Source organism: Saccharopolyspora antimicrobica, assembly GCF_003635025.1.
Taxonomy (GTDB): Bacteria; Actinomycetota; Actinomycetes; order Mycobacteriales; family Pseudonocardiaceae; genus Saccharopolyspora; species Saccharopolyspora antimicrobica.
This window is the reverse complement of sequence record NZ_RBXX01000002.1, coordinates 6,918,325-6,942,208: the sequence shown is the minus strand read 5'-3', so window position 1 is coordinate 6,942,208 and position 23,884 is coordinate 6,918,325. Positions and strand designations below refer to the sequence as shown.

The window sequence follows — 23,884 nt, the reverse complement described above, 5'->3', positions numbered from 1 at the left end:
ATCTCCTCCGCCGCCCGATCAGGGCGACCGATCCCCGTTTTCCCGCGAGCTGCGATCGCAGCTGGCGCCGGTGCCGCGCGCCGGTGCCCCGCGCGCGACAGGAGATGAGCATGTCCGACGCCCACCGCGCCGAACCGCTGAAATTCGCCTACTGGGTGCCCAACGTCAGCGGTGGCCTGGTCACCAGCAGGATAGAACAGCGAACCGACTTCGGATTCGACTACAACCGGGAACTCGCGGTGCTCGCCGAGCGCAGCGGGTTCGAGTACGCGCTCAGCCAGGTCCGCTACGCCTCCAGCTACGGCGCCGCCCAGCAGCACGACCCGGCCGCGTTCAGCCTCGGGCTGCTGCTGGCCACCGAACGGCTGAAGCTGATCGTCGCCGCGCACCCCGGGCTCTGGCACCCGGCGATCCTGGCCAAGTTCGGCATCACCGCCGATCTGCTGTCCCGGGGCCGCTTCGCGGTGAACATCGTCAGCGGCTGGTTCAAGGACGAGTTCACCGGCCTCGGCGAACCCTGGCTGGAGCACGACGAGCGCTATCGCCGCACGGAGGAGTTCATCCGGGTGCTGCGCGGCCTGTGGACCCGGCCGGACTTCGACTTCAGCGGCGACTTCTACCGGATCCACGACTTCAGCCTGCGCCCGCAGCCCCACCCGGTGCCCGGCCGGGCGCACCCGGAGATCTTCCAGGGCGGGAACTCCACCGCCGCGCGGCAGGTGGCCGGCCGCGTCTCCGACTGGTACTTCAGCAACGGCAAGGACTTCGACGGCTTCACCGAGCAGGTCGCCGACGTCCGGGCCGTCGCCGCCGAGCACGGCCGCACCGTGCGGTTCGGCCTGAACGGCTTCCTGATCGCCCGCGACACCGAGGCGCGGGCGCGCGACGTGCTGCGCCAGATCGTCGAACAGGCCGACACCGAGGCGGTGGAGGGCTTCCGCGCCGCCGTGCGGCAGGCCGGTCAGTCCACTTCGGACGGAAAGGGGATGTGGGCGGACTCCGGGTTCGCCGACCTGGTGCAGTACAACGACGGGTTCCGCACCGGGCTGATCGGCACGCCGGAGCAGATCGCGCACCGCATCGTCGAGTACAAGAAGCGCGGCGCGGACCTGATCCTGCTCGGTTTCCTGCACTACCTCGACGACGTCGAGCACTTCGGCCGCCACGTGCTGCCGATCGTCCGCGAACTCGAAGCCGAACTCGACCGCACCGGCGACCCGCTCGGTGCCGGAAACGCACGGTGACCGGAGGGGTACGACGATGACCACGAGGAACTGGACCGACGCGCGGCCCGCCACCGCGGCCGAGTGGATCGAACGCGCCAAGGACGTCGCCGCGGTGCTGGCCACCGACGCCCTGGCCCGGGACCGGGCGAACAGCACGCCGTACGAGGAGGTGGCGCTGCTCAAGGACGCCGGGCTGGTGACGCTGCTCGGGCCGCGGGAGCACGGCGGCGCCGGCGAGAGCTGGGAGACCGCCTACCGGGTCGTCCGCGAAGTCGCCAGGGGCGACGGCTCGATCGGGCAGCTGCTCGGCTACCACTACCTGTGGGCCTGGGCGGCGCGGCTGGTCGGCACCACCGAGCAGATCGCCGCGGTCGAAGAGCTCTACACCGGCAACAACCTCTTCTTCGGCGGAGCGGTCAACCCCCGCGACGACGATCTGGTCATCGCCGACGAAGGCGACTGGCTGGTCTTCCGCGGCCGGAAGTCCTTCTCCACCGGCGGCAAGGTCTCCGACCTGACGGTGCTGGAAGGCGTGCTGGAGGACAGCGGCGGGCACGTCTTCGCGATCGTCCCGTCCGACCAGCAGGGCATCACCTTCGGCGACGACTGGGACAACCTGGGCCAGCGGCTCACCGAATCCGGCAGCGTGCTCGTCGAGGACGTGCGGGTGCCGTGGGCCTCGGCGGCGGGCTACGTGGACAAGGAGTTCCGCCCGCTGACCTACAACACGCTCAACGTGCCGACGATCCAGCTGGTGTTCGCCAACTTCTACCTCGGCATCGCCCAGGCTGCGTTGCAGGCGGGCCTGGCCTACACCGCGGAGCGCACCCGGCCCTGGCCCTACGGCGGGGACAACAAGGACTCCGCGACCGAGGAGTTCTACGTGCTCGACGCGTTCGGCGACCTCCAGGCCAAGCTGTGGGCCGCCGAAGCGCTGATCGACAAGGCCGGTGCCGTGCTGTCCGGGCTGCTGCACGCCGAGCGCGAGTCGCTGACCGAGCGGCAGCGGGGCGAGGCCGCGGTGCTGATCGCGGCGGCCAAGCAGCGCATCATCGACACCGGTCTGGAGGTCAGCAGCCGGATCTTCGAGGTCACCGGCGCGCGGGCCACCGCGAACTCGGTCGGCCTGGACATCTACTGGCGGAACCTGCGCACGCACAGCCTGCACGACCCCGTCGCCTACAAGCGGGTGGAGGTCGGGCGCTACGCGCTGCTCGGCGAACTGCCCGAACCCACTTGGTACACCTGACCACCGAGGTGGGGGAGAGGTCGTGAGCGCTCGGCCGGGCCCCACCCCGGTCGCGCGCTCACGACCCGCACCTCCGCGAACCAGCAGAAAGCGACCACAGTGTCCACATCGCACCACCCGTCCCGCCGGAACAAGCACTTCCTCGCCCTGATCGGCACCCTGGTGCTGGCCCTCGCCGGCTGCGGGCTGGCCGGCGGCACCGCGTCGGACGAGCGCACCATCAGCATCATCGCCACCGACAGCCCGCCGTACCACGACCCGCTGGAGATCGCCCGCGAACAGCTCGAAGCCGAGGGCTGGCGGCTCGACGTCCGGTACGTGACCGACATCGTGCAGCCCAACCACGCGGTCAGCGCCGGGGAGGCCGACTTCAACTTCTTCCAGCACGGTGCCTACCTGCAGACCTTCAACCGGGACAACGGAACCGACGTGGTGCCGCTGTTCTACGCCGTCGGCTCGCCCGCGGGCGTTTACTCCACGCGCTACGACGACATCTCGCAGCTGCCCGACGGCGCCCGCATCGCGCTGCCGGTGGACCCGGCGAACAACGGCCGGGCCCTGCACCTGCTGGCCGGCGCCGGGCGGCTGAAGCTGCGCGAAGGCGCGCAGGTGGTGACCACCAGCCAGCGCGACATCGTGGACAACCCGCACGGCTATTCCTTCGTAGAGGTCGACCAGCAGACGCTCACCCAGACGCTGCCGGACGTCGACGCCGGTTTCCTGTTCTCCCGGCAGGCGATCGAGATCGGGCTGGACGTCGAGGGCGCGGCCCTGCTGCGCGAGCAGGACCTCGACGCCGTTCCGTACCGGATCGTCGTCGGCGGCCGCCCGGACGAGGTGGGCTCGGCCAAGGCCCGAGCCCTGCAAGCGGCGCTGCAGAGCCCGCGGGTCCGCGACTTCTTCAAGCAGTTCTACGGCGAGTGGGCCCCGCTGCCGTGGACCGAGGACCCGCAGGCCCAGCTCGGCCAGTGGTGGAAGGACGGCGGACGTTGATCACCTTGCGCGGCGTCACCAAGCGCTTCACCGGCCCGGGCGGCCCGCTGACCGCCGTCGACGACGTCGACCTGCACGTGCCGCGCGGATCGGTGCAGGGCATCATCGGGTTCTCCGGGGCGGGCAAGTCGACGCTGATCCGCCTGATCAACCTCCTGGAGCGACCGGACTCCGGCTCGGTCGAGGTCGACGGCACCGATCTGACCGCTGTGGACGATGCCGAGCTGCGCAGGCGACGGGCCAGGATCGGCATGATCTTCCAGCACTTCAACCTGCTGGCCAACCTCACCGCGGCGCAGAACGTCGAGCTGGCCCTGCGCATCGCCGGAGTGCACAAGACGGCCCGCGCGGCGCGGGTGGCCGAAGCGCTCGCGGTGGTGGACCTCTCCGACAAGGCCGACGCCTACCCGGCGAAGCTCTCGGGCGGGCAGCAGCAGCGGGTGGCGATCGCCCGGGCGCTGGCCAACGAGCCGTCGGTGCTGCTGTGCGACGAGCCGACCAGCGCCGTCGACCCGCGGACCACGGTGTCGGTGCTGAGCTACCTCAAGGAGGTCAACGAGCGGCTCGGCATCACGATCGTGCTGGTCACCCACGAGATGAACGTGGTGCGCGCGATCGCCGACGACGTCGCGGTGATGGACGGCGGCAAGGTCGTCGAGCACCTGCGGCTGGACGGCTCCCCGCTGCGGCCGGAGACCGAGATCGCCCAGTTCATGATCGACGACCGCATCCGGCTGCGGAGCTTGGAGGAGACCCATGTCGGCTGAGCGCATCCTCGCGGCGCTCCCGGAGATGGCCGGGGCGCTCGGCGAGACCGCGGTCATGCTGCTGATCACGGTGCCGATCGCGGTGCTGGCCGCGATCCCCACCGGAGTGCTGCTGTGGTCGAGCGGACCTGGCGGGCCGAGTCCGTCACCGCGGCTGCACCAGGTGCTCAACGCGGTGGTGAACCTCGTCCGCTCGTTCCCGTTCCTCATCCTGCTGATCGCGATGATCCCGATCACCCGGCTGATCGTGGGCACCAGCGTCGGCACCCTCGCGGTGACAGTGCCGCTGTGCGTCAACGCCGTCGCCTACCTGTCGCGGTTCGTCGAGCAGAACCTGCTGCAGGTCGACCCCGGCGTGATCGAGGCGGCGCAGGCGATGGGCGCGTCGAAGCTGCGCACCATCTGGAGCGTGCTGCTGGTCGAGGCGCGGCCGGGTCTGGCGGGTTCGATCACCATCATGGTGGTCAGCTTCATCTCCTACTCGGCGATCGCGGGCCTGGTCGGCGGCGGTGGCATCGGCGATTTCGCCATCCGGCACGGTTACTACCGCTACGAGACGGGCGTGATGGTGGTGGCGGTGCTCGTCATGATCGCGCTGGTGCAACTCGTCCAGCTGGTCGGCAACCTGACCGTGCGACGACTGGACAAGCGGCTGTGAGCGCCCGGAAACGGTTGCGGCTGAGCGCTTTCGTGATGGCCACCACCTCGCACATCCTGGAGGGCCAGTGGCGGCACCCGGAAGCCCAGCAGCACCGCTTCGACGAGCTGTCGCTGTGGACCGATCTCGCCCGGCAGCTGGAGGCGGCCCGCTTCGACGCGATCTTCTTCGCCGACGTCGTCGGCCTCTACGGCAATTACCGCGGCAACTGGGACATCTTCGCCACCGAAGGCCTGCAGATCCCCTCGCACGACCCGTCGGTGATGATCTCCGCGCTCGGCGCGGTGACCGAGCACCTGGGCCTGGCCTGGACCAGCTCGGTGATCCAGGAGCACCCGTTCACCTTCGCCCGGCGCGCGGCCACGCTCGACCACCTCACCGGCGGCCGGACGGGCTGGAACATCGTCACCTCGGCGCTGGAGAACGCCCACCGCAACTTCGGGCTGCCCGGCCTGACCCCGCACGACGAGCGCTACCGGTGGGCCGACGAGTACGTCGAGGTGGTCTACAAGCTGCTGGAGGGCAGCTGGGAGGACGACGCGCTGCGGCTGGACAAGGCCGCCGGGGTGCACGCCGATCCGGCGAAGATCCACAAGATCCACCACCGCGGCGAGCGGTACTCGGTGGAGGGCCCGCACCTGGTGGCGCCGTCGGCCCAGCGCACCCCGGTGCTGTTCCAGGCGGGCACCTCTCCTGCCGGGATGGCGTTCGCGGCGCGCAACGCCGAAGCGGTGTTCATGTTCGCCGGTTCGCCGGACAGCGCGCGGAAGATCACCACCACCGTCCGGGCCGGCGCTGCCGACCACGGCCGCCGTCCGGAGGACGTGCTGTTCTTCGCCGGACTGTCCTTCGTGGTCGGCAGCACCGAGGCCGAAGCCCGGCGGCGCAAGGCCGACTTCGACGAGTACCTGTCGGTGGACGGCCTCGCCGCGCACATGCTCGGCGGGATGGGCGTCGACCTCGGCGACGCGCCGGTGGACACCCCGCTGAAGGACCTGCGCGTCGAGGGCGGCCGGGGTGTGCTGCAGGCCGTCATCGACTCCGTGCCGGGCGGCAACCCGACCATCGAGGACATGGTCCGCTACCGCGCGGAGCGGATGCGGCTGGTCGGCACGCCGGAGCGGATCGCCGACGAGCTGGAGCGCTGGCAGGACGCCGGAATCGACGGGATCAACATCATCAACCACGTCATCCCGGGCAGCTACGCGGAGGTGATCGACGGCCTGCTGCCCGAACTGCGCCGCCGCGGCCTGGCCCAGGCGGAGTACGCCCCGGGAACCTTCCGCGAGAAGCTGTACTCCGACGGCGCCCGCCTGAACCCGCGCCACCCGGCCGCGTCCTACCGCGGAGCCTTCCACGACGCACCCCGCTGAAACCTCACCACACGTCGTGCGGAGAGCGCGAACGGCTCGGTTTTCGCTGGTGGAGGACCGTGAGCGTTTTGGGGTGTTATAGAAACTGGTTGCACCACTGTTATCTAGCGGTCTTACTGTTCTGGCGGTTAGGGCGGGCTTGTGGTCTCCCTCTGCAAGGGAGGGGCTGTGTCCTCATCCCATCGACCTGGCGAAGTCCGATCAGGCAGGGTTGACTGCGTCGAGCCAGAGGTGCATTCGGTCGTGTGCGCGGGCGAAGTCTTGGTAGAGGCTGTGGCCCCGGCGCAGGATGGCGAGGTTGCTGGCCGCGTTGTGGGCGATGTGGTCGTGGTCGGCGATGTGGCCTTGTCCGTCTCTGGGGTCGATGAAGTGGACGGGTGCGCGTTGGGCGTGTCTGTGCATCATCGTGGCGATCCAGGCGCACGCTTCTTCCGGTGTTCGCAGGATGCGGTCGGGGATTCGGATCAGCCGGAGGGCTCGGCATGGCGGCGGTCGCGTCGTATCGCGGGTGAAGGCGATGTAGGTGTGCCAGTGGACGCCTCGGCAATGTTGCGGATTCTGGTTGGTCGTGGTGGATCTCCTTGTGGTGCAAGGTGATCGGGAGCTTCTTGGTCGGGTGGTCGTGGTGGCTGGCCTGTCGGTGCGTTACGGGGGTTCGCACCGACAGGCCAGCCTTCGCTGCCGGTGTCCGGGGAGGGGCTCAGCGGCAGCGAGATGAGGGGTTATCCCTTGAGCTCTTTGAGTAGTGTGTTGCAGTCCTGGCAGGTGGGTGCGCGTATCCAGTCCATTTCGGATGGAATAGCCAGGGCATAGGTGTCGCCGCAGAAGGAATCATCGGCCGGGCCTTTGTCCAGTCGGCTACCGGCGAACGCGTGGCGGACCAAGCCGTAGTCGCTGGATTCGTCTGGTACGGGCAGCCAGAAATAGCGCAGCTCAATCTGGGGCATGGACACTCCTGTCATCTGCATGTGAGGTCGGTGCGCCTAGGGGTGGGGCCGGTTGGTTTTGGTGGCCGGAACCGGACCCACCTGTCCGCCGCGCGCCTCTTCATCCCTTGGCGCAGTGGTGATCTGCTGCGGGGGAAGCTCCACACCGCCCCACGCGGGTCTATGACTGTCGTGCTCGTGCTGGGCAATGACTTCGGAATCCTGGTTGGTGCATCAGGCATGGGAGCAGCCCGTACGTTGCTGACGTCGACGAGCGGACCGCAACTGAACAACTCCAGGACGTTCGCGAGCAGCTCGAAGAGGTCAGGGCGGAGGTTCAGCGGGCCATCTCCGCGCTTTCCGCAGCCGCCGCGCGCCTCGCGGATGCAGCTGGCCGGCTCGGGAATCTGCCCTGATCTGTATTGCATGACAGCAAGTTCACCGCAGCACAAAGGACGTTCCCAGGGCTTCGGCGGGTCGCTTGCAGACGTCCTGCGCGGTCGCTAGCGTCCACAAAACGTCCGAACTCGTACCGAAAACGTCCCTTCCGGGGTGCCAAATGCCGAACGGACGCCTACAGTCCGCGATCCGGGCAGCGGGCCTGACCATCGAGGATCTGGCCCGGGAGCTCCGCGTCGACCCGAAAACCGCGGGGCGATGGGTCACGGTTGATGGCCGTGTCCCCCACCCCGGCAACCGCCGGGACATCTCGAATCTCGTCGGAGTCGACGAGGTTCACCTCTGGCCATCATTGGCCGAGAATCTGCACGTCAAGCCGAACACCGACACCGAGCTAGTGCACCTGTACCCGTCTCGGTCGTCGATACCGTTCACGCTGTGGACCGAGTTGATCGCCAGCGTCAAGGAACAGATGGACGTCCTCGTGTTCTCCGGGCAGTTCCTGGTGGAGCAGCACGACATCCTCCCCGTCGTGCGCCAGAAGGCAGCCGAGGGCGTGAGAGTCCGGTTCGCGGTCGGCGACGAGGCTTCGACCGCGGTGACGCAGAGGGCGATGGAAGAAGGCACGACCGGCGGCCTCCAAGGGCGGATCCAGATGATGCGGCGCTACCTCGCCGAGGTGGCTGACCTCCCGAATGTCGAGGTCAGAACGCACGGGACGATCCTGTACAACTCGCTCTACCGGTTCGACGACAACCTGCTGGTGAACGGTCATGTGTTCGGAGGGCTCGCCGGTCAGAATCCCGTGCTGCATCTCCGCCAGCTTCCCGGTGGCCTCATGTGGAAGAACTACATGCGCTCGTTCGACCACGCCTGGAAGCACGCTCGACCAGAACTGCCCCACTGAGGAGGGGTGCCCCATGGCCCGCATCGACTACTTCAACGACCCCAGTGCTCCGCCCGCGAATTCCGTGGTGCCATCGGTGACCGCAGCGATCCGGAACGGCGCTGGAGACGTGCTCCTCATTCACAAGGTCGACAACGACCTCTGGGCACTACCCGGCGGTGGGCACGACGCCGGCGAGTACCTCACCGACACCGTCGTCCGGGAAGTTCAGGAAGAAACCGGGCTTGACGTTGAGGTCGTCCGTCTGGTCGGCACGTACACCAACCCCGCGCACGTCATGGCCTACGACGATGGGGAAGTCCGGCAGCAGTTCTCGCTCTGCTTCGAATGCCGCTGGATCGGCGGCGAGCCCCGCGAGGACGGAAGCGAAACGAAAGAGGTCCGCTGGGTTGCCCCGGCGGATCTCGACGGCCTCAACATCCACCCGTCGATGCGCTTGCGCATCGACCACGCGCTCGATTCGGCTCGAACCAGTCCCTACCTCGGCTGAGCCGCGGCCAGCCGGCGTTCGGCCCGGGCAATGGCTTCACCGATCACCGGGCGGGCTTTGGTCCAGGTGCGGTGGACTGGATCGTCGGGCTGGTACCGGCTGAGGATCTCGTCCATGCGCTCGTCGTAGGTGAATCGCTCGCCGGCCGGGCCGGTGGTCAGGTCGGCGGTGACGAGCGCGTCGAGCAGCGGCGAGTCCTGGAACGGGAACTCGGCGAGTTCATCGGATAGGCCACGCTCGGCGGCTTCGTACCGTGCTCCAGAATGGTGAGCGACCAGGTTCACGATGACCTCGGGCCAGTGCTGGTCGCGGAGGTAGCGCGCTCCGTCGAGCGGATGGAATCGTGTGTGGCCGATCTCGGGTGCGTACCCGAGATCGTGCAGCCAGGCGGCCGCGATCAGCGTGTCCTCGTCCTCGGGGGCGACGGCGCGTCGCAGCTCGTGCGCACGAGCTGCGACGGCTTGGACGTGCTCCCAACGGCGCCCGAGCGGCTTGACCAGGTTCTCGGCGAGTGCGGCGGCTGCAGAGGAATCCGAGTCCATGTTCATCGACGTTACCGAACCTTCTCGTGCGATCGAGCGCTCTAGGGCTCTCCTGGGCTGGTTGTCGACGCGCCCCTGGCCAGCGCCTGGTGACTGTCCAACTGCCTGTCAATCGGAAACAAAACACTAGTTCCTATGGCACCCCAAACGCTCACGGCACCTGATCAGCGGAGACGGATCCGATGACGGGTCCGCGTGAAACCGGCATCGGGATGGGACGTGCGTTCGCCGTGCGTTCACGTCGTGGTCGGTTCGAGTGCGTAGGTTGCCGGCCATGAACGACGATCAGGCGGTGCTCGCGCGCCGGACGGTGTTGGGCGGCGCGCTGGCCGGGGCGGGGCTTCTGGCGCTCGGCGGGACGGCTTCGGCCGCGCGGCCTCGGCGGGTGCTGATCGCGACGAACGAGCCGTGGGGCACCTACCACGTCAAGCCGCTGCTGGCCGAAGCCGACCGGCGCGGCTGGCAGCTCACGCAGCTGGTGCCCGACCGCTCCGGGGTCGCCCCGGGTGACCCGGTTCCGGTGGCGGTGCCCGGCGAGGTTTCGCGCGCGGATCTGCTGGTCGTGACGGGTGCGGAGGAGTGGCCCGCGGAGTGCGCGGCCCGCTTCCGGCGGCTGCCGCTGGCCGCCAGCTCGCTGGCCTACCTCAACCCGCGGGAGGCCGCCCGCGCTCGGTGGCTGCGGCCGCGGTTGCGCGCGATCACCGCATCGTCCCCGGCGGAGGCCCGCGCCTTCGCGGGCTACCTGGGAACCCGCCGCAAGATCCAGGTCGTAGGTGCACCGCAGGCGGACTCGCTGCCGGTGCGAGCTCCGGAACCGGGTCTGGTCCTGGTGCTCACCAGCGTCACCCATCCCGACGACACCGGTGCGGCCGCGCCCGGCACCGAACTGCTGCTGGCGGCGGCGGAGAAGCTGCAGGCCGCGGGCAAGCGCATCCTGGTCGGCCTGCACCCCCGGGAAGACCCGTCGCTGTGGAGCCGCTACGAGATCAGCGATGTCCCGTCGTTGCAGGCATCGGCGCGGGCCGAAGCGGCGATCGGGATTCCCGGCACGGTGTTCCCGCTGATCGCCGCCGTGGGCACGCCGCTGGTCGGATGCGTCGACCCGGCGCTGACCGTCCCGGAGCACCTGCTGGCGGTCTGCTCCAGCACCATCGCCGACCCGGCGTCCGCGGTGTCCGCAGTGGACAGCGCGGAACTGCCCGATGCCGCGGTGCTCGCGGACGCGGTCGGTCCCGTCGGCGGCTCCGCGGCGCGGCTGCTCGACGTCTGGGCGCGGGTCAGCCGAAGGTGATCCGGGCGGTGGCCATGACCTCGTCCGGCGCAGCGCGCACCGCCATGTCGCCGTCGGGGCCGCCGGTGATCAGCACCGGGTCGCCGGCGAAGACCGGGCGGCGCAGCCGGTAGTCGACACCGGCGAGCTCGCGCCCGGGTGCCCGGTGGCGGGCGAGTTCGGTCATCAGCAGCACCAGCAGCGGGCCGTGCACCACGAGACCGGGGTAGGCCTCGACGTCGCGGGCGTAGGGCGCGTCGTAGTGGATGCGGTGCGTGTTGGCGGTCAGCGCGCTGAACTGGAACAGCCGCACGGGATCACCGGTGAAGGCCTGCTGCCACGGTGCGCCGGAGACCGGGAACGCGGTGGGCCGGGCGGCGTCGGGGTTCTTGGCCGAGCTCTCCCCGCTGCGGTAGACGTAGTCCTGCTCGTCGACGAACCGCAGCTCGCCGTCCTGCCGGTACTCGCCGCGGACCGTCACGAACGCCATCTCACCGGAACGCCCCTGCTTGACCACGACATCGGCCAGCGAGGTGGTGCGCTCGGCAGGCACGCCCAGGCGCAGGGGAGCGGTGACGGTGAGCCGGCCGCCGGCGAACATCCGCCGCCGGTCGGGGACCGGCGGCAGGAAGTGCCCGTGCGCCGGGTGCCCGTCCGCGCCGAGCTCGCTGTGGCGCGGCCAGTCCAGGAAGTGCAGCCAGTGCCACAGCGGCGGCAGGACGTCGTCCGGCGCCGCGGTCTCCAGCGCGGCGGCCAGCGCGCGCGACGGATCGGGACGCAGCGCGTCGGTCTCGACCAGCGGCTCCGGCCGCCACTCCCGCAGGTAGGTGTCCAGTCCCGGCACTGCTCCTCCTCGGTCCGCCGATTGGGCCGTACAAACGCTCCGCAAGTCTCGGCCTCCCGCGTCCTGACGTCAACGCGGTTTCGTCGGGACAGCCGGTTTCGGTGGACTCTTGACCGCGCCGAGGATTTGGCCGTACAAAGATTGGCGGACAGCTCAGCGGCGCGGCCCCGCGCGCTGGCGGAAAGGTTCCCATGGCATCCATCGCCGAAGCCCTCGCGAACTGGGCGGCCGATCTCGAACCGGGCCCCGAAGACCTCGCGCTGGCCCACCGCTCGCTGCTCGACACCGCCGCGGTCACCCTCGCCGCCAGGGACGACCCGCTGACCGGGATCGCCGCCGAGCTGCCGGACGCCGCGCGCTGGGCGGCGATCGGCCACGTGCTGGACTTCGACGACCTGCACGTCGAATCCACCACCCACATCAGCGTGGTGACCGTGCCGGTGGTGCTGGCCACCGGCGGCGACGCGCGGGCGTACCTTGCCGGAGCCGGGGTGATGGCCCGCCTGGGCAGCGCGCTCGGCTGGTCGCACTACGCCGCGGGCTGGCACGCGACCTGCACGGCCGGTGCACCGGCAGCCGCCGTCGCGGCCGGAACAGCGCTGGGGCTCTCCGCCGAGCAGCTCGCGACGGCGATGGCGCTCGCCGTTCCCGCCGCCGGTGGCGTGCAGAACGCGTTCGGTACGCACGGCAAATCCCTGCAGGTCGGCTTCGCCGCGCAGGCCGGGGTGCGCGCCGCGCAGCTGGCGCAAGCCGGAGCCACCGCTGACCCCGGTGCTCTGGACGCCTGGCTGGAGCTGGTCGGCGGCAGCGGCGAGCCGGACCTGTCCGGGCCCGCCGTGCCGGGCGGCCTCGCGATCAAGGTCTTCCCCTGCTGCTACGCGATGCAGCGGCCGATCGCCGCGCTGCGCGAGATCCGCCACCAGATCCGCGGGCAGGTGCGCGGAGTGCGGGTGCGCACGCCGCGGGCCACCGTCAAACCGCTGATCCACGACCGCCCCACGACCGGCCTGGAGGGCAAGTTCAGCCTGCCCTACGCGGTGGCGACGGCGTTGCTGGACGACTACCCGGACTTCGCCGCCTTCACCGACGCGGCCGTCGGCCGGGCCGCGGCGCAGGAACTGCTGCGCGGAGTGGAGTTCGAAAGCACGCCCGGCGCGGACGGTCTGCTGACCGGCGAGGTGGACATCGAGGTGACGCACGACGGCCCGCCGCTGCACGTGCGGCTGGCGCAACCGCCGGGCGCGCCGTCGCGGCCGCCGACCGACGCCGAACTGGCCGAGAAGTTCAAGGCCTGCGGCACCGACGTCCCAGCCCTGCTCGCCGGTGCCGACTGGGCGACGGTCCGGCAACTCCTGCGCAAGACCTTCCCGCGAGCCGACTGAAAACCGACCCGGGGCCGGGTATTTCCGTTGGAAGCAAGGGAAAACCGGTGCCGGGAGACTTGGAGAGCAACGCTGTGAGCACAGTGGACATCCTCAGCGCGGACGAGAAGCTCGCCGTGGAAACGGTGCGGGACTTCATCGACAAGTCCGCGAAACCGGTGGTGCAGGAGCTCGAGCACGCCAACACCTACCCGGAAGCGCTCATCGAGCAGATGAAGCAGCTGGGCATCTTCGGGCTGGCCATCCCGGAGGAGTACGGCGGCACCCCGGTGTCCACGCCCTGCTACGTGCTGATCGTCGAGGAGCTGGCGCGCGGCTGGATGAGCCTGGCCGGTGCGATGGGCGGGCACACCGTGGTGTCCAAGCTGCTGCTGGACTTCGGCACCGAGGAGCAGAAGCGCCGGTACCTGCCGAAGATGGCCACCGGCGAGATCCGCGCGACGATGGCGCTGACCGAACCCGGCGGCGGCTCGGACCTGCAGGCCATGACCACGACGGCCCGCCGCGACGGCGAGGAGTACGTGATCAGCGGTGCCAAGACCTGGATCACCAACGCCCGCCGCTCCCAGCTGATCGCGCTGCTGTGCAAGACCGACCCGAACGCCGAACCCGCGCACCGGGGCATCTCGATCGTGCTGGTCGAGCACGGCCCCGGGCTCACGGTGTCCCGCGACCTGCCCAAGCTCGGCTACAAGGGCGTGGAGAGCTGCGAACTGCACTTCGACGACCACCGCGCGCCGGTGAGCGCCGTGCTCGGCGGCGTACCGGGCAAGGGTTTCGCGCAGATGATGAAGGGCCTGGAAACCGGGCGCATCCAGGTGGCCTCCCGCGCGCTGGGCGTGGGCCGGGCCGCGCTGGAGGACGCGCTGCGCTACGCCCAGGAGCGGGAGAGCTTCGGCAAACCCATCTGGCAGCACCAGTCGGTGGGCAACTACCTGGCGGAGATGGCCACCAAGCTCACCGCCGCCCGGCAGCTGACGCTGCACGCGGCGCGCGAGTTCGACGCGGGCCGCCGGGTGGACATGGAAGCGGGCATGGCCAAGCTGTACGCCTCGGAGGCCGCGATGGAGATCGCGCTCAACGCGGTGCGCATCCACGGCGGTTACGGCTACTCCGCGGAGTTCGACGTGGAGCGCTACTTCCGCGACGCGCCGCTGATGATCGTCGGGGAGGGCACCAACGAGATCCAGCGCAACGTGATCGCCGCCCAGCTGGTCAAACGCGGCGGCCTCGACGCGTGAGCCGGCGCGCAGCGGGGTTCCGCTACGGTCTGTGGTGAGAAAGCTGGGAGGTGGTGGCGTGGCGGCGCGGACGGACGGCCGGGAGAGCGCGTACCTGCGCCTGGCGCGGGAACTGCGATCGGCGATCCTGCAGCACGACTACCCGGAGGGCAAGCGCCTGCCGACCGAGGCCGAACTCGCCGAGAGCCACCGGGTCAGCCGCCAGACGGTGCGCCGCGCCTTCCAGGACCTCGTCGCCGAGGGCATGGTCTACCGCATCCCGGGCCGCGGCACCTTCGCCGCGCCCCGCGAGGATCAGTACCTGCGCCAGTTCGGTTCCATCGACGACCTGATGGGGCTGTCCATCGACACCACGATGCGGCTGCTCACCCCGCTGCACCGCAAGGTCGACCTCGACGCGGCCGGGCGGCTGCGGCTGGCCGCCGACCGGGTGCACGTGCTGGAGTTCCTGCGCCTGCACGACGACGTGCCGTTCTGCCTGACCACGGTGTTCCTGCCGCCCGAAGTCGGCAAGCTGGTCGAGTCGGTGCCCGAGCTCACCCAGGTCGGCGCCCGAAGCCGGGTGACCATCATCGGGCTGCTCGACGACCGGCTGAGCGATCCCATCGCCGAGGCCGAGCAGAGCATCACGGTCGGCACCGCGACGCCCGAGATCGCCGAGCACCTCGGCTGCGAGACGCACCGCCCGCTGCTGCGCATCGACCGCATGTACCAGTCCACCACCGGACGACCGGTGGAACTCGCGGTCAGCCACTTCCTGCCCGAGCACTACTCCTACCGAGTGCGCCTGCGCCGCAACGTCCGCTGAGGTTCCGGCTCGTTTCGGCGCCGCCGCCGAGGAGAGGTCAGCTCGCGGCCGGTACCTCGGTCGGCTCGGTGGGGCGGTCCGGCGAGCGCACCGGCAGCATCGCCACCAGGCCGACCACCAGGATGAGCACGATGCCGCCCATCCCGGCGCGCTGGCTGCCGAAGAGGGCGATGAAGCCGCTGAAGGCCAGCGGGCCCAGGAAGCTCACCGCGCGGCCGGTGGTGGCGTAGAGGCCGAACACCTCGCCCTCCTTGCCCGGGGTGGCGATGCGCGCCAGGAACGTCCGGCTGGCCGACTGGGTCGGGCCGAGGAAGATCGCCAGCGTCAGCCCGCACACCCAGAACGCGGCCTTGCCCGGCGGCAGCACCAGCAGCAGCACCCCGACCACCACCAGCCCGAACAGCGCGGCGACGATGACCGCCTTCGGCCCGAACCGGTCGTCGGCCCGGCCGCCCAGGAACGCGCCGAGCCCGGCCACCAGGTTGGCGGTGATGGCGAAGACCACCACCTCGCTGGGAGAGAACCCGAAGGTGCCCGCGGCGATCACCCCGCCGAAGGTGAAGATCGCCGCCAGCCCGTCCCGGTAGATCGCGCTGGCCACCAGGAACCCCAGCGTGCGCCGCTCCTCCCGCCACATCCAGGCCAGCCGCTTGCCGAGCACCACGTAGCTGCTCACCAGGGCGTGCCGCAGCGGTTCGCCGGAGGACGAGGCCTCGGGCACGAAGGCGAACAGCGGCACCGCGAACACCGCGAACCACACCGCGGCGAACAGCGCGACGGCGCGGATGTTCAACCCGTTATCCGCGGTCACCCCGAAGAGGCCGACGTCGGGCTGCACGAAGCCGATCAGCACGATCACCAGCGCGACGAGCCCGCCGAAGTAACCCATTCCCCAGCCGAACCCGGAGATGCGCCCGATCGTCGCCGGCGTCGAGACCTGCAGGAGCATCGCGTTGTAGTTCACCGTGGCGAACTCGGCGAAGACGCTGGCCGCAGCCAGCAGCACCAGGCCCAGCACCAGGTACGAGGGATCGTCTTGGACGAAGAACAACCCGGAGGTGCACACGACCACCAGCGCGGTGTGCACCGCCAGCCACAGCTTGCGCCGCCCGCCCGCGTCGCTGCGCTGCCCGGTCACCGGAGCCACCAGCGCGATGCACACGCCGGCGATCGTCAGCGCCAGGCCGAGCGCCTGCGAGCCTCGCTCCGGATCGGCGGCGACGCCCTCGGTCAGGTACACGGTGAACACGAAGGTCAAGATGACGGTGTTGAACGCCGAGGATCCCCAGTCCCACAGCGCCCAGCTGAACACCGCCCGCCCGCGCCGATCTTCCGTCGGCGGGGCACCCGTAGACACACCCACGCCAGGATCACACCAGCCCGCCACCGGTACAGCCAGTCGAAGAAGCCCTTCAGAGCGGTGCGGACCCCCACCCGGGGCTAACCCGGGTGGAGGCGTCCCGCGAGCCACGGCACAGCGCTTCCGCCAGAGTTCGCACTGCCGTCCCACCGGGCTCACAGGCCCCCAACCGGACCGGCCGCGGTTTTACGCTGGATCGGTGCAATCGCAATGCCACGACCGGTCCGGACCGGGCTTTCCAACGCTGTTGCGCGGGCGTCCGGACCGATGCGGATTCCGAGGGGGCGGACAATGCGAGTCGATGTGGACGCGAACGGAATTTCCAGCCACCGGCGCCGAACGTTCGGCGTGCTGTTAGGCGTCGTCACGATGCTGACGGCCTTGTGCGCCGGGGCGACCACCGCCACTGCTGCGCAACCGGCGCCGGCGGGCGGCGGACCGAACGTGGTGACGGTCCGGATGGTCGACTTCCGCTTGGAGCAGCCCGACTGGCTGCCGCCAGGCCGCTACACGTTCCGCGCGATCAACGCGGGAGGGGCACCGCACGCGCTGGAGATCAACGGGCCTGGCGTCGAGAACGCGCGGACACCGGTGGTCCAGGCGGGCGGTGCTGCCGATCTGACGGTGACGCTGGGACCCGGGGTGTACGACTTCTGGTGCCCGGTCGGCGACCACCGGCAGATGGGGATGCAGCTCTACGTCAAGGTGGGCTGACCGCGCCCGGGCGCTTCCAGGACTCGCCGCGCCGCCGCGCGCCCAGCCACCTCAGGCCCTTGCAGTAGACCCGCAAGGCCTTGCGCGCCAACGGGTTCTGGGTGAGCCGGTGAGCCTGGTAGCGCCACGGCGGCTGCAGGCCGCTGCGCGAGGACATCGCGAAGCAGAAGTCCACCGCGTCGCGGTCGGTGTAGCGGTCGACGTCCTCGAACCAGGCCATGCTGGTGCGCGCGGCGGCCTGCACCACGCGCATGGCGGCGTGTCCCTCGCCGTCGAACTCCTTGAGCGCGTTGCTGGTCTGCTCGTGCTCGTGCAGCTTCTCGGCGAGCACCAGCGCGTCGATCATGGCCAGCCTGGTGCCCGAGCCGATGGTGAAGTGCGTGGTGTGCGCGGCATCGCCGATCAGCACCGCGTTGGCGTGCCGCCAGGTCTGGTTGTGGACCTGCGTGAAGCGCTGCCAGGAGGCGGGCCTGCCGCGCGCCGCGCTGATCAGCGCGTGCCCGGCCAGGTGCTCGTCGAAGATCTCCGTCAGCAGCCGGGTGGTCGCCGCGTCGTCGAGCTCGCCGAACCCCAGTGCCCGCCAGGTCTCCTCCTGGCACTCGACGATGAAGGTGCTCACCCCGGCGCTGGACGGGTAGGCGTGGAACCAGATCCAGCCGTGCGGGGTCTGCTCGTAGCCGAAGGTGAACTCGTCGAAGACCCGGCGGGTGCCCAGCCAGATGTAGGGGTTGCGCCCCTGGCTCAGCTCGGTGCCGAACTGCTCGGCGTAGCGCTGCCGGTTGCGGCTGTTCGCGCCGTCGGCGACCACCACCAGATCGGCGTCGGCGAACTCGGCGATGTCGTCCACCGCGCGTTCGTGCTGCACGTCCACGCCGAGCTGGACGGCGCGCCGGGCCAGCTCGTCCAGCAGCACCGCCCGGTTGACGCTGTAGCCGTACCCGCTGAGGTAGGCGTGCTCACCGTGGATCGCCACCACCTGGTCCTGCCAGACGGTCGAGGCGGCCCGGATGCGCTGCGCGCTCTCCCGGTCGTTGATGTAGAGGGTGTCCAGCAGGTCGTCCCAGTACACGACGCCCCAGCCGTAGGTGGCGCCCGGCGGATCGCGTTCGAGGACGGAGATCTCGTGCCCGGCGTCGCGCAGCTTCGCCGAGATGGCGAAGTAGAGACCGGCAGGTCCGGCCCCGACGCACACGATCTTCATTGGACCTCCTGGCCGACGGCGGATGGCTCCCTGCGAGGTACCCCGCCCGGTGCTCGGCCGAACCTGTGAATGCTCCGTTCGGCTGCGCGGTGCTGCCTCCGCGATCTGGGAGCCTGGAGTCCGGTTTCGCGCGTGGAGGTGGAGTGCGGTGGCTGAGGCGTTCGACGGCAAGGTCGTGCTGATCACCGGCGGGGGGACCGGCATCGGCGCCGCGACGGCCGCCCGGCTGGCGGCGGAAGGTGCGCGGGTGGTCGTCACCGGGCGCCGGAAGCAACCGCTCGACGAAGTCGCCGAAGCCACCGGAGCCCTTGCGGTACCGGGGGATTCGTCGGTGGACGCCGAGGCTCGCGCGGTCGTGCAGCGCACCGTCGAGGAGTTCGGCCGGCTGGACGTGCTCGTGGTCAACGCCGGCGGGCACGGCATGTCCGCGGTCGCCGACACCACCGACGAGAACTGGCAGCGCAGCCTCGACGGCAACCTCAACAGCGCGTTCGTGATGTGCCGAGCCGCGCTGGCCGCGCTGGTCGAGGCGGGCGGCAACATCGTGGTGATGTCCTCGGTCGCCGGGCTGTTCGCCGGGCCCGAGGTGGCCGGCTACACCGTGGGCAAGCACGCGCTGATCGGGCTGACCCGCTCCATGGCGCGCGACTACGGGCCGCGCGGCGTGCGGGTGAACGCGATCTGCCCGGGTTGGGTGCGCACGCCGATGTCCGACCAGGAGATGGCCGATTTCGCCGCGGCCGCGAACCTGCCCGACCGCGAGTCCGGCTACGCGGCGGTCACCGCGGACCTCCCGCTGCGGCGGGCCGCCGAACCGGCCGAGATCGCCGCCGTGTGCCGGTTCCTGGCCTCCGCCGAGGCGTCGTTCATCACCGGGGCGGTCATCGTCGCCGACGGTGGCGGCCACGCGGTGGACATGCCGACCGTACCCATCGGCCGCGCGCTCTGAACTCGCTGCTCGCATCCGGCGGGTGGTGGTCGTAGGCTGGCGGGTGCACGGTTTCGCACCAATTCGCTCGTGGGGCCGTCAGTGGCCAGTCGTACGGCGCGCAGACGGGTGGGCAACCTGCCCGCCGAGCGCACGAGCTTCGTGGATCGTCGGCAGGAGTGCGTCGACGTCCGGCAATCGCTGTCCATCGCCCGGATGGTCACGCTGACCGGTGTGGGCGGGGTCGGCAAGACCCGGCTCGCGCTGCGCGTGGCCGCGCAGCTGGGGCGGTCCTACCGCGATGGCGGCTGGCTGGTCGAGCTGGCCGAGGTGCACGACGACGACCTGGTCGTGCACACCGTGGCGCAGACCCTGGGCATCCAGGACTGGTCCGCGCGCGGGGTGGAGCACGTGCTCGCCGACTACGTCCGCGACAAGGAGATCCTCGTCGTGCTGGACAACTGCGAGCAGGTGCTGGACGGCTGCGTCAAGGCGTGCGCGGTGCTGCTCGACGCCGCGCCCGAGCTGCGGATCCTGGCCACCAGCAGGCAGCCGCTGGACGTCTACGGCGAGCACGTCGTCGTGGTCTCGACGTTGCCGGTCCCCGACGGCCGGCCCGACGGCGCGGACGCGGGCAACTCGGTGCGGCTGTTCGCGGAGCGGGCCTCGGCGGCCGGTTTCCAGCCCGCTGCGGCGGACAACGCCGCTGTCGCGCAGCTGTGCCGGGAGCTGGACGGGATCCCGCTGGCGATCGAGCTGGCCGCCGCCCGCACCCGGTTCCTGTCGGTGGACGAACTGCTGGCCCGCATCGGCGACCGCTTCCAGCTGCTGGCGGGCAACCGCAGCGCGCTGCCGCGGCACCAGACGCTGCGGGCCACCATGGACTGGAGCTACGAGCTGTGCTCGGCGGAGGAACGGCTGCTGTGGTCGCGGATGTCGGTCTTCGCCGGCGGCGTGGACCTCGCGGCGGCCGAGGACGTCTGCAGCGGCTCCGGTCTCGGTGCGGAGGCCGTCCTGGAGCTGATGGCGGCCCTGGTGGACAAGTCGATCCTCACCCGCGAGCCGGGGCCCGCCGGAACCACCCGCTACCGGCTGCTGGCGACAGTCCGCGAGTACGGCCGGAGCCTGCTCGCCGACGACGAGCGGACGCAGCTGCGGACGCGGCACCGGGACCACTACCTCGCGCTGGCCGAGCAGGGCGCGCGCGAGTGGTTCGGCCCGGACCAGCTGGCGTGGCGCGACCGCATCGCCGCTGAGCACGACAACCTGCGCGCCGCCCTGGAGTTCTGCGCGACGCAGCCGGGCCAGGTCCAGGAAGGACTCCGGCTCGCCGGAGCGCTGTGGTTCTACTGGACCGCCTGCGGCCTCATCGCCGAGGGCAGGAAGTGGCTGGACCGCTTGCTGGCGCTGGACACCACGCCGACCGCACCGCGGGCGACAGCGCTCTGGGTGTGCAGCTGGCTGGCATCCCACCAGGGAGATCTGGAGCGCGGGCGAGCCACCGCCGAGGGGTGCAGCGCGGTGGCCGAGCACCTCAAGGACGCCGGGCTGGCCGCCTTCGGCCTGCACCTGCGGGGCGTCGACGCGATGGCCGAGGGCCACCTGGAGGAGGCCAGCTCGCTCACCACGCGGGCGTGGTCCTACCACCGCACGCACCCGAAGATCACCAGCCCGATGGTGATGTCGCTGGTCCAGTCCGGCCTGGTGGCCTGCTTGCGCGGCGAGACCGACCGCGCCACCGCCTACGCGCAGGAGTGCCTGCAGCTCACCGCGAAGACCGGCGAGCTGTGGACCAGGTCCTGGGGACTGGTGGTGCGCGGGCTCGCCAGCTGGATGCGGGGCGATGCCGACGACGCCGTGGTGCACCTGCGTGCGAGCATCGGCATCAAGATCCGCTTCAACGACCTCTTCGGACTCGGGATGGCCGCGGAAGTGCTGGCGTGGTCGCACGTCTCGCGCGGTGAGCACGCCCGGGCGGCCCGGCTCTTCGGCGTTCTCGATCGCCTGTGGCAGCTGGTCGGAGTCCCGCTGATGGGCGCGCAGCAGCTGCTCGAATACCGGAGCGGTGCCGAGCGGCGTGCGCGCGCGGCACTGGGGGAGAGCGCGTTCGGCAAGCTCGTCGCCGAGACCGCGAACCTGTCGATCCTGGAGGGCCTCGCGGCAGCGATCCGGGAGAAGCCCCAGCCGCCGGACTCCACTCCGGCACCGCAGCGGGGGCCGCTGACGCGCCGGGAGTTCCAGGTCGCCGAAGCCATCGCGCAAGGTTTGTCGAACAAGGAGATCGCGGCCCGGCTGGTGATCAGCCAGCGCACCGCGGAAGCGCACGTGGAGCACATCCTGACCAAGCTCGACTTCGGTTCGCGCACGCAGGTGGCCGCGTGGATCGCCGGCCAGCACGAAGCCGCCACCTGAGGCCCACGCGTGCGGCCGCCGGGTCGCGGTGCGCCGGAACTCGCGGACCCGCTTGAACGCCGCACTGAACCCGAACGGGCCGGAGCAGCCCACGGAGCGGGCGGTGTCGGCGATGGCCGCGGCCGCCCGCTCCGGACAGGACGTTCAGTGCGCGGTGAGCCCGCCGTCGACGACGAGCTCGGTTCCGGTGACGAACGAGGATTCGTCGCTGGCCAGGAAGAGCATCGCGGGAGCGATCTCGGCGGGGCTGCCTGCGCGGCGCATGGGGGTGCGCGCGATGTCGGGTTGCTGGTCGCCCTGCTCGTCGAGCAGATCTTGGATCATCGGGGTGGCGATGACGCCGGGGTGCACCGAGTTGACCCGGACTCCGCGGGTGGCGTACTCGACGGCGGCGGTCTTGGTCAGCAGCCGCACTGCTCCCTTGGACGCCTGGTACGCGGCGGCGGCTCCGCTGCCGACCAGGCCCAGCACCGAGGAGGTGTTGATGACCGAGGCGTTGCCGGAGGCGCGCAGCAGGGGCATGGCGGTCTTCATCCCGAGCCAGGTGCCGGTCTGGTTGACCGCGATCACCCGGTCCCAGGACTCGTGCGCAGTGTCCTCGATGCCGGGCCAGTCCACGATGCCGGCGAGGTTGACCAGGACGTCGAGGCGGCCGAAGTGCCGACGGGTGAGCTCGATCGCCTCGCTCCAGTTCTCCGGCGAGGAGACGTCCAACCGGGCCGCCAGCACATCGGCGCCCTTGTCCGCCAGGCTCGCGGCGAGCTCTTCCACGGTGTCCTGGGCGATGTCGGTGACGACCAAACGGGCCTGTTCGCGGGCGAACATTTCCGCGGTGGCTCGTCCGATGCCGCCGGTCGCGCCCGTGATCAGCGCGACCTTGCCCATGAGCCGTCCAGGCATGGGTGCTCTTTCCTCTCTCGTCGTGATGGCTGGAGATCCGGCGGTAGATGGCACGCTCATCGCTGTGCCTGCTCCCGACGATCGCCGGTGGCGGACTCGCGATGGAGAACGAGATGCTCGTGGTAGAGCACGTCGTCGCGGATCTCGCCCGTCGCGGTGAAGCCGGTGTCGTCCACGTACTCGAGGTGGTTCCCGGTCACCGTGTAGCTACCGGTGTAGGCGCTGGCCCGTCCGCCGCGCGCTTCGTCGTAGCGTCCGTCGGCGCGCAACTCCTGCCGGATGTGCCCATCCGCGGTGACCCACATGCCGACCACGTCGATATCGCTCGTCATGCCGACCAACATCGGCGACGGCGAACAGCGATGGCAGGACGTGTGGTGACTGGGTGTGCCGCACCCACCCGGACAGGGCGGACCGCGACCTACCCTGGTGCCATGAGCAGTGGTGAGCTGGGTGTGTTCCTGCGAGCGCGCCGCGCACAACGATCTCCCGAAGACGCGGGCGTGCTCTACTCCGGCCGGCGCAAGGTGACCGGACTGCGCCGCGAAGAAGTCGCCGTGCTCGCCGGGGTGAACGCCGACTACTACACCCGCTTGGAACAGGGCCGCGAGACCCGCCCGTCACCGCAAGTGCTCGACGCCCTCTGCCGGGCCCTGGATCTCGACCCCGACGCCCGCGAGCACCTGTACCGACTCGCCGGCACCACACCGGACGGCACGCCCGCGCCGGCGCCGCAGACCGTGAGCCCCGAACTGCGGCAACTCATGGACGGCTACCCGCACACCCCCGCCTTCGTGCTCAACCGCAACCTGGACGTACTGGCCACCAACACCCTCGCCGATGCGCTGTTCTCGCCATTCCGCGCGGTGGACAACCTCGCCCGCATGATCTTCCTCGACCCCGTGGGACGACGGTTCTACGCGCACTGGGACTGGACTGCGCAGGCCACCGTGGCGAACCTGCGGGTGGCTGCGGGCTTCGCCCCGCACGACCCCGATCTGCAGCGCCTGGTGGCCGAACTCAGCGAACGCAGCACGCACTTCCGCACCTGGTGGGAAACCCATCAGGTGCGCGGCAAGACCCGCGAACCCAAACATCTCGTCCACCCCGACGTCGGCCCGCTGACCCTCACCTACCAGGCATTCGACGTGCGCGCCGCCCCCGGCCAGCAGCTGATCATCTACCACGCCGAACCCGCCACACCCAGCGCCCAGGCCCTCGCACTGTTGAGCAGCCTCCACGCCACGACGCACCACGCGCGTCAGATCGACACCTGACCCCGAGCTGCGCAGTT

The 23,884-nt window shown here is 70.4% G+C and carries 23 protein-coding genes and 1 pseudogene; 16 read left to right on the top strand and 8 right to left on the bottom strand.

Annotated features, from left to right (window positions below; genetic code table 11):
* Positions 1 to 110: 110 nt before the first annotated feature.
* From sfnG to ATL45_RS32905, 6 genes are all read left to right on the top strand, one after another.
* Positions 111 to 1,244 (top strand): dimethylsulfone monooxygenase SfnG, encoded by a 1,134-nt coding sequence (gene sfnG / locus ATL45_RS32930; RefSeq protein ID WP_093145850.1) that lies wholly within the window; start codon positions 111 to 113, stop codon positions 1,242 to 1,244.
* Positions 1,245 to 1,260: 16 nt separating this feature from the next.
* On the top strand, positions 1,261 to 2,475 hold the full coding sequence (locus tag ATL45_RS32925) for an acyl-CoA dehydrogenase family protein (RefSeq protein ID WP_093145851.1): 1,215 nt from the start codon (positions 1,261 to 1,263) through the stop codon (positions 2,473 to 2,475).
* Positions 2,476 to 2,574: 99 nt separating this feature from the next.
* Entirely contained in the window at positions 2,575 to 3,468 is an 894-nt protein-coding gene (locus tag ATL45_RS32920) for a MetQ/NlpA family ABC transporter substrate-binding protein (RefSeq protein WP_093145852.1), read from the top strand.
* Positions 3,465 to 4,235: a methionine ABC transporter ATP-binding protein gene (locus ATL45_RS32915; RefSeq protein ID WP_093145853.1), complete on the top strand. Its 771-nt coding sequence runs from the start codon at positions 3,465 to 3,467 to the stop codon at positions 4,233 to 4,235. Before ATL45_RS32920 ends, ATL45_RS32915 begins: the two co-directional genes overlap by 4 nt.
* Entirely contained in the window at positions 4,225 to 4,893 is a 669-nt protein-coding gene (locus ATL45_RS32910; RefSeq protein WP_093145854.1) for a methionine ABC transporter permease, read from the top strand. The genes ATL45_RS32915 and ATL45_RS32910 overlap by 11 nt, the downstream gene beginning before the upstream one ends.
* Positions 4,890 to 6,266 carry an LLM class flavin-dependent oxidoreductase gene (locus ATL45_RS32905; protein ID WP_246025690.1) on the top strand — a complete coding sequence of 459 codons (1,377 nt, stop codon included), beginning with the start codon at positions 4,890 to 4,892 and terminating at the stop codon, positions 6,264 to 6,266. Before ATL45_RS32910 ends, ATL45_RS32905 begins: the two co-directional genes overlap by 4 nt.
* 722 nt (positions 6,267 to 6,988) lie before the next feature.
* Here the strand turns inward: ATL45_RS32905 and ATL45_RS32895 are convergent.
* Entirely contained in the window at positions 6,989 to 7,213 is a 225-nt protein-coding gene (locus ATL45_RS32895) for a hypothetical protein (protein WP_246025689.1), read from the bottom strand.
* A gap of 538 nt (positions 7,214 to 7,751) precedes the next feature.
* Here ATL45_RS32895 and ATL45_RS32890 point away from each other — a divergent pair.
* Positions 7,752 to 8,498, top strand: coding sequence for a helix-turn-helix domain-containing protein (locus ATL45_RS32890; RefSeq protein WP_093145856.1), 747 nt, complete (start codon positions 7,752 to 7,754; stop codon positions 8,496 to 8,498).
* Positions 8,499 to 8,511: 13 nt separating this feature from the next.
* A complete protein-coding gene (locus ATL45_RS32885) occupies positions 8,512 to 8,988 on the top strand; it encodes an NUDIX domain-containing protein (RefSeq protein WP_093145857.1) in 477 nt (158 codons plus the stop codon).
* Here ATL45_RS32885 and ATL45_RS32880 read toward each other — a convergent pair.
* Positions 8,976 to 9,530, bottom strand: coding sequence for an HD domain-containing protein (locus ATL45_RS32880; RefSeq protein WP_093147178.1), 555 nt, complete (start codon positions 9,528 to 9,530; stop codon positions 8,976 to 8,978). The genes ATL45_RS32885 and ATL45_RS32880 overlap by 13 nt on opposite strands.
* 274 nt (positions 9,531 to 9,804) lie before the next feature.
* Between ATL45_RS32880 and ATL45_RS32875 the strand changes: the two genes are divergently transcribed.
* A complete protein-coding gene (locus ATL45_RS32875; protein WP_093145858.1) occupies positions 9,805 to 10,821 on the top strand; it encodes a hypothetical protein in 1,017 nt (338 codons plus the stop codon).
* Here ATL45_RS32875 and ATL45_RS32870 read toward each other — a convergent pair.
* Complete coding sequence (locus ATL45_RS32870; RefSeq protein WP_093145859.1) at positions 10,808 to 11,644, bottom strand: HTD2 family dehydratase; 837 nt, start codon at positions 11,642 to 11,644, stop codon at positions 10,808 to 10,810. The two genes, ATL45_RS32875 and ATL45_RS32870, sit on opposite strands and share 14 nt — an antisense overlap.
* Before the next feature lie 191 nt (positions 11,645 to 11,835).
* On the opposite strand from ATL45_RS32870, the gene ATL45_RS32865 reads away from it, so the two are divergent.
* From ATL45_RS32865 to ATL45_RS32855, 3 genes are all read left to right on the top strand, one after another.
* Positions 11,836 to 13,026 carry an MmgE/PrpD family protein gene (locus ATL45_RS32865; RefSeq protein WP_093145860.1) on the top strand — a complete coding sequence of 397 codons (1,191 nt, stop codon included), beginning with the start codon at positions 11,836 to 11,838 and terminating at the stop codon, positions 13,024 to 13,026.
* Positions 13,027 to 13,100: 74 nt separating this feature from the next.
* Positions 13,101 to 14,267, top strand: coding sequence for an acyl-CoA dehydrogenase family protein (locus tag ATL45_RS32860; RefSeq protein WP_093145861.1), 1,167 nt, complete (start codon positions 13,101 to 13,103; stop codon positions 14,265 to 14,267).
* A 58-nt stretch (positions 14,268 to 14,325) separates the two neighbouring features.
* A complete protein-coding gene (locus tag ATL45_RS32855) occupies positions 14,326 to 15,075 on the top strand; it encodes a GntR family transcriptional regulator (RefSeq protein ID WP_093145862.1) in 750 nt (249 codons plus the stop codon).
* A 37-nt stretch (positions 15,076 to 15,112) separates the two neighbouring features.
* On the opposite strand, the gene ATL45_RS32850 is transcribed toward ATL45_RS32855, so the two are convergent.
* Positions 15,113 to 16,438: an MFS transporter gene (locus tag ATL45_RS32850; RefSeq protein WP_246025688.1), complete on the bottom strand. Its 1,326-nt coding sequence runs from the start codon at positions 16,436 to 16,438 to the stop codon at positions 15,113 to 15,115.
* Positions 16,439 to 16,726: 288 nt separating this feature from the next.
* Here ATL45_RS32850 and ATL45_RS32845 point away from each other — a divergent pair, with 288 nt between their 5' ends.
* A complete protein-coding gene (locus ATL45_RS32845) occupies positions 16,727 to 17,149 on the top strand; it encodes a cupredoxin domain-containing protein (protein ID WP_170210413.1) in 423 nt (140 codons plus the stop codon).
* On the opposite strand, the gene ATL45_RS32840 is transcribed toward ATL45_RS32845, so the two are convergent.
* Positions 17,136 to 18,350 (bottom strand): FAD-dependent monooxygenase, encoded by a 1,215-nt coding sequence (locus ATL45_RS32840; protein ID WP_093145864.1) that lies wholly within the window; start codon positions 18,348 to 18,350, stop codon positions 17,136 to 17,138. The two genes, ATL45_RS32845 and ATL45_RS32840, sit on opposite strands and share 14 nt — an antisense overlap.
* Positions 18,351 to 18,498: 148 nt before the next feature.
* On the opposite strand from ATL45_RS32840, the gene ATL45_RS32835 reads away from it, so the two are divergent.
* Both ATL45_RS32835 and ATL45_RS32830 read left to right on the top strand, forming a co-directional pair.
* The gene (locus ATL45_RS32835; protein WP_246025687.1) at positions 18,499 to 19,299 is read left to right on the top strand and encodes an SDR family NAD(P)-dependent oxidoreductase; all 801 of its coding nucleotides are present in this window, start codon (positions 18,499 to 18,501) and stop codon (positions 19,297 to 19,299) included.
* 81 nt (positions 19,300 to 19,380) lie between these two features.
* On the top strand, positions 19,381 to 21,690 hold the full coding sequence (locus ATL45_RS32830) for an ATP-binding protein (RefSeq protein WP_246025686.1): 2,310 nt from the start codon (positions 19,381 to 19,383) through the stop codon (positions 21,688 to 21,690).
* A gap of 15 nt (positions 21,691 to 21,705) precedes the next feature.
* Here the strand turns inward: ATL45_RS32830 and ATL45_RS40380 are convergent.
* The 3 genes and pseudogenes from ATL45_RS40380 to ATL45_RS32815 all read right to left on the bottom strand — a co-directional run.
* Positions 21,706 to 21,813 (bottom strand): annotated as a pseudogene (locus ATL45_RS40380) (AraC family transcriptional regulator); the annotation flags it as partial.
* 21 nt (positions 21,814 to 21,834) lie between these two features.
* Positions 21,835 to 22,590: an SDR family NAD(P)-dependent oxidoreductase gene (locus tag ATL45_RS32820; RefSeq protein WP_093145866.1), complete on the bottom strand. Its 756-nt coding sequence runs from the start codon at positions 22,588 to 22,590 to the stop codon at positions 21,835 to 21,837.
* 56 nt (positions 22,591 to 22,646) lie between these two features.
* Complete coding sequence (locus tag ATL45_RS32815) at positions 22,647 to 22,922, bottom strand: Atu4866 domain-containing protein (RefSeq protein ID WP_177241870.1); 276 nt, start codon at positions 22,920 to 22,922, stop codon at positions 22,647 to 22,649.
* A gap of 102 nt (positions 22,923 to 23,024) precedes the next feature.
* Between ATL45_RS32815 and ATL45_RS32810 the strand changes: the two genes are divergently transcribed.
* Positions 23,025 to 23,867 carry a helix-turn-helix transcriptional regulator gene (locus ATL45_RS32810; RefSeq protein WP_093145868.1) on the top strand — a complete coding sequence of 281 codons (843 nt, stop codon included), beginning with the start codon at positions 23,025 to 23,027 and terminating at the stop codon, positions 23,865 to 23,867.
* Positions 23,868 to 23,884: the final 17 nt, after the last annotated feature.

Coding starts and splice junctions, on each gene's coding strand:
- ATL45_RS32895 (WP_246025689.1), bottom strand. CDS start 7,213: ATGCCCCAGATTGAGCTGCGCTATTTCTGGCTGCCCGTACCAGACGAA.
- ATL45_RS32875 (WP_093145858.1), top strand. CDS start 9,805: ATGAACGACGATCAGGCGGTGCTCGCGCGCCGGACGGTGTTGGGCGGC.
- ATL45_RS32840 (WP_093145864.1), bottom strand. CDS start 18,350: ATGAAGATCGTGTGCGTCGGGGCCGGACCTGCCGGTCTCTACTTCGCC.
- sfnG (WP_093145850.1), top strand. CDS start 111: ATGTCCGACGCCCACCGCGCCGAACCGCTGAAATTCGCCTACTGGGTG.
- ATL45_RS32815 (WP_177241870.1), bottom strand. CDS start 22,922: ATGACGAGCGATATCGACGTGGTCGGCATGTGGGTCACCGCGGATGGG.
- ATL45_RS32820 (WP_093145866.1), bottom strand. CDS start 22,590: ATGCCTGGACGGCTCATGGGCAAGGTCGCGCTGATCACGGGCGCGACC.
- ATL45_RS32890 (WP_093145856.1), top strand. CDS start 7,752: ATGCCGAACGGACGCCTACAGTCCGCGATCCGGGCAGCGGGCCTGACC.
- ATL45_RS32880 (WP_093147178.1), bottom strand. CDS start 9,530: ATGGACTCGGATTCCTCTGCAGCCGCCGCACTCGCCGAGAACCTGGTC.
- ATL45_RS32810 (WP_093145868.1), top strand. CDS start 23,025: ATGAGCAGTGGTGAGCTGGGTGTGTTCCTGCGAGCGCGCCGCGCACAA.
- ATL45_RS32925 (WP_093145851.1), top strand. CDS start 1,261: ATGACCACGAGGAACTGGACCGACGCGCGGCCCGCCACCGCGGCCGAG.
- ATL45_RS32910 (WP_093145854.1), top strand. CDS start 4,225: ATGTCGGCTGAGCGCATCCTCGCGGCGCTCCCGGAGATGGCCGGGGCG.
- ATL45_RS32865 (WP_093145860.1), top strand. CDS start 11,836: ATGGCATCCATCGCCGAAGCCCTCGCGAACTGGGCGGCCGATCTCGAA.
- ATL45_RS32885 (WP_093145857.1), top strand. CDS start 8,512: ATGGCCCGCATCGACTACTTCAACGACCCCAGTGCTCCGCCCGCGAAT.
- ATL45_RS32845 (WP_170210413.1), top strand. CDS start 16,727: ATGCGAGTCGATGTGGACGCGAACGGAATTTCCAGCCACCGGCGCCGA.